The sequence below is a fragment of the Persicitalea sp. genome (assembly GCF_041751555.1).
Classification (GTDB): domain Bacteria; phylum Bacteroidota; class Bacteroidia; order Cytophagales; family Spirosomataceae; genus Persicitalea.
In genome coordinates, this window is record NZ_JBGSXF010000517.1 from 1 (window position 1) to 3,114 (window position 3,114).

The following is a 3,114-nucleotide window of genomic DNA, read 5'->3' on the forward strand; positions in this document are numbered from 1 at the left end:
AAATCGTTTCTGAAAGCGAAGCGCGTACACCCTGACAAATCAAATCTATGAATTTAGCGTAATTTTAGCGCATGCTGTCTTTCATTGTGAAAACACTCCTTTGCCATCCCGTCACTTAATGCCTCTGTCCCTCCAAAAAAATGAAGATTCGCCCCAAGAAATCCCTCGGTCAACATTTCCTGCGTGATCAGAGCATCGCCCGCCGTATCGTGGATAGTCTGGTGCCGCATCAGGGCTACGAAACGGTACTCGAAATTGGGCCGGGCATGGGCGTTTTGACGCAATATTTACTCCAAAACGAAAGCTACGAAACCCACGTCATCGAAATCGACCGCGACTCGGTGCCGTACCTTAAAGAACACTACCCTGCCCTCGCGCCGCGCGTGATCGAGGGCGACTTCCTGCGTTGGCGTCTCGACCGACTCACGGATCAAAAAGTCGCCATTATCGGAAATCTCCCCTACAATATTTCTTCCCAGATTTTTTTTCGCGTCATGGAACAGCGCGATCAGGTGCCGGAAATTGTCTGTATGCTGCAAAAAGAAGTAGCTCAGCGGCTGGCTTCCCCACCCGGCAACAAGGCATACGGAATCTTGAGCGTGTACTTACAAGCATTCTACGACATAGAGTATCTGTTCAGCGTCCCACCCGAGGCCTTCAACCCGCCGCCGAAGGTAAATTCGGGCGTAATTCGGTTGCTGCGCAACGAGACGATGCAGTTGGCCTGCGACGAAACTCTGTTTTTCCGGGTCATCAAAACGGGCTTCAATCAGCGGCGCAAAACCCTTCGCAACGCCCTAAAACCACTGGGTGTGGAGTTGGATTCGCCCTACCTCGACCAACGCGCCGAGCAGCTGAGCGTAGAAGATTTCGTAGCACTGACGCTTTTGGTGCAGGAAGCGATGGATTAAAGGCCTAATTCCCTGATCTCAAAATCAAGAGAAAGCTCCTTCATACACTTGAAATGACCTTTCGGACACTTCGCGTAGCCAATTTTAGAGCAGGGACGGCACGATAAATCGTTATTTTCCAGAATCACGTGCGGTGTTTGGTAGGGATACATCCCGAACAGCGGCGTGGTGTTGCCCCAAATCGAATATACTTTCTTTTTGAAAGCTGCTGCCACGTGCATGAGACCCGTATCGTGCGCAAAAACGAATGCCGACTGCCGTACCAGGGAGGCCGATTGATTAAGATTGCATTTGCCGCAAGCGTTGAAAACCAGCGCATCACCCAGCGCCAGCCGTGCTTCCTCACCCGCCTCGAAATCTTCTTTACCGCCCAGAAGAATCGTCGGGTAGTTTATTTTTCGGCAAAGTTCAATCATCCGTGCCACTGGTAGTCGCTTGGTGGCATGCTGGCCCCCGATGGCGTAGGCCACGAACCCCGCGCGGTGCGTGGTCGGTAGCCAGTCGCGCTCCACCTCGTCGCGGTAGGGAATGAAGTAGTCGAGTCCCTCGTCGTCGTTAGTCACGCCCAACGGCGCCACCGTCACCATGTAGCGATCCACGATATGCACGAGCGGCATGACGTTAAATTTCAGGTTCGTCAGCAACCATTTTTGGGTGTTCAACTTAGGAAAACTATACGAGCGAGCACTGAGCGCGAGCTTGATTCGGAGAGTCCGCAAATTGGTGTGCAGATCAATAATGTAGTCAAATTTCTCACCCCGTAATTCGGGCAAAAGGGCTTTCAGGTTGTTGTCCAGGTACCAGGCGCGGTCGATGTACGGGTTTTCTTCCAACAGAATGCGATACTGGATTTTAGTGAAGTAATGCACCTCCGCGCCAGGGTACTGCTGCTTCAGACACCGCACGACGGGCGTCGTCAGCACGATGTCGCCAATGGACGAGAAGCGCAGGATCAGGAACTTGACAGACTTGTTATTCACGACCTTAGGCAAAATTCAGTTTCTATACAACTTAGTTCATGGCAAAAATAAAAGGAAATCAGGCAGCGTTGGATGATTGTTGGAGTTGTTTGGCAAGATTGCTAACTTCACTCCCAAATTAGCCCTCCCAGCCATGATCGAAGAAATCCTGGATATAAAGAACGATCGCCGCCTCAGCGTATTCCTCTACCGCGCAGGCTTCGGGTGCTGGCTGTTGTACCTCGCCCTGGGCGCTCCGGCCTTGCGTACCTACTACCATTACCGCAAGGATGTGGGCGTTTGTTGCATTCTACTAATGGTTATTGGCTTCTCGGCCTCAATGGTGTACGAGTATTTTCATAACCGCCCACGCTACGAACAGAAGAAAAAGTGGCTGGCCATCAGTTATTTGTTTTTGGCGGGAGCAGATTATTTTCTGGAATTCAAAGAGAAGGGGATTCTCCTCGATTGGACGCTGGTGTTGCGGTGGCTTTCGTGAAAAGGGTATATTGCTTGTAAATACAGGCCTCAAAATTTAGGTTGTACCTTTCCATATTTGGAAATATTAAATGAAATTTCGAAATGACAGTAAATGCACTCAAAAAATACAAAACTTTTTCTTACGACAAAGATGGCAACCCCGTAGCGGTAAAACTCGATCTCACAAACAAAGTAATGAGAGAATTCTTTGAATCCATGATGGAGGACTTCGAGGACACTTTGGATGCAATAGCACGAGATGATGAGGACACGGTATCCTGGGAAGAGGTACAGGCGAATTTAAAAGCTAAATGGAGCAGGGAATGAGCTTCAAAATCGCATTCAAAAAATCTGCTGAGAAAGAATTGAGCAAACTTCCAGCCCACATTGGTAAAAGGGTAAATTTAGCGATAAAGCAGTTATCGGAAAATCCTCGCCCACTCGGATACAGTCAGCTCAACGAGTTCTACATGCCATCTGTTAAATCCAAGGTTCTTTACAGAATTAGAATTGGCGATTACCGGGTAGTTTATTCTATCGAGGACGAAATCGTGACCGTCACAATTGTCAAAATAGACCACCGAAGAAAAGTTTATAAAAATCGCGGATAACTACTCCGAATCTTCCCCCCCCAAATACGCCGCATAATCCCCCGGCGTATCTAAATCTATTACTCCCTGCTCGAAATCCACAAACGCTACATCTTTCAGATTCTTTTTTAGTAGCGGTTTGGCCCCCTGGTCGCCTTTGATTTGGGTGAGTTC

5 protein-coding genes are annotated in these 3,114 nt (G+C 48.9%); 4 read left to right on the forward strand and 1 reads right to left on the reverse strand.

Annotated elements, in window-relative coordinates; genetic code table 11:
• The first annotated feature begins 140 nt into the window (after nt 1-140).
• A complete protein-coding gene (rsmA, locus tag ACEW8P_RS18450) occupies nt 141-911 on the forward strand; it encodes a 16S rRNA (adenine(1518)-N(6)/adenine(1519)-N(6))-dimethyltransferase RsmA (RefSeq protein WP_373514549.1) in 771 nt (256 codons plus the stop codon).
• On the opposite strand, the gene ACEW8P_RS18455 is transcribed toward rsmA, so the two are convergent.
• Nucleotides 908-1,903 carry a glycosyltransferase family 9 protein gene (locus ACEW8P_RS18455; protein WP_373514550.1) on the reverse strand — a complete coding sequence of 332 codons (996 nt, stop codon included), beginning with the start codon at nt 1,901-1,903 and terminating at the stop codon, nt 908-910. The two genes, rsmA and ACEW8P_RS18455, sit on opposite strands and share 4 nt — an antisense overlap.
• Nucleotides 1,904-2,024: 121 nt before the next feature.
• Here ACEW8P_RS18455 and ACEW8P_RS18460 point away from each other — a divergent pair, with 121 nt between their 5' ends.
• From ACEW8P_RS18460 to ACEW8P_RS18470, 3 genes are all read left to right on the forward strand, one after another.
• Nucleotides 2,025-2,369 carry a hypothetical protein gene (locus ACEW8P_RS18460; RefSeq protein WP_373514551.1) on the forward strand — a complete coding sequence of 115 codons (345 nt, stop codon included), beginning with the start codon at nt 2,025-2,027 and terminating at the stop codon, nt 2,367-2,369.
• Between the two features lie 83 nt (nt 2,370-2,452).
• Nucleotides 2,453-2,677: a hypothetical protein gene (locus ACEW8P_RS18465; protein ID WP_373514552.1), complete on the forward strand. Its 225-nt coding sequence runs from the start codon at nt 2,453-2,455 to the stop codon at nt 2,675-2,677.
• Nucleotides 2,674-2,961 carry a type II toxin-antitoxin system RelE/ParE family toxin gene (locus tag ACEW8P_RS18470; RefSeq protein WP_373514553.1) on the forward strand — a complete coding sequence of 96 codons (288 nt, stop codon included), beginning with the start codon at nt 2,674-2,676 and terminating at the stop codon, nt 2,959-2,961. Before ACEW8P_RS18465 ends, ACEW8P_RS18470 begins: the two co-directional genes overlap by 4 nt.
• Nucleotides 2,962-3,114: the final 153 nt, after the last annotated feature.

Coding starts and splice junctions, on each gene's coding strand:
- ACEW8P_RS18460 (WP_373514551.1), top strand. CDS start 2,025: ATGATCGAAGAAATCCTGGATATAAAGAACGATCGCCGCCTCAGCGTA.
- ACEW8P_RS18465 (WP_373514552.1), top strand. CDS start 2,453: ATGACAGTAAATGCACTCAAAAAATACAAAACTTTTTCTTACGACAAA.
- ACEW8P_RS18470 (WP_373514553.1), top strand. CDS start 2,674: ATGAGCTTCAAAATCGCATTCAAAAAATCTGCTGAGAAAGAATTGAGC.
- rsmA (WP_373514549.1), top strand. CDS start 141: ATGAAGATTCGCCCCAAGAAATCCCTCGGTCAACATTTCCTGCGTGAT.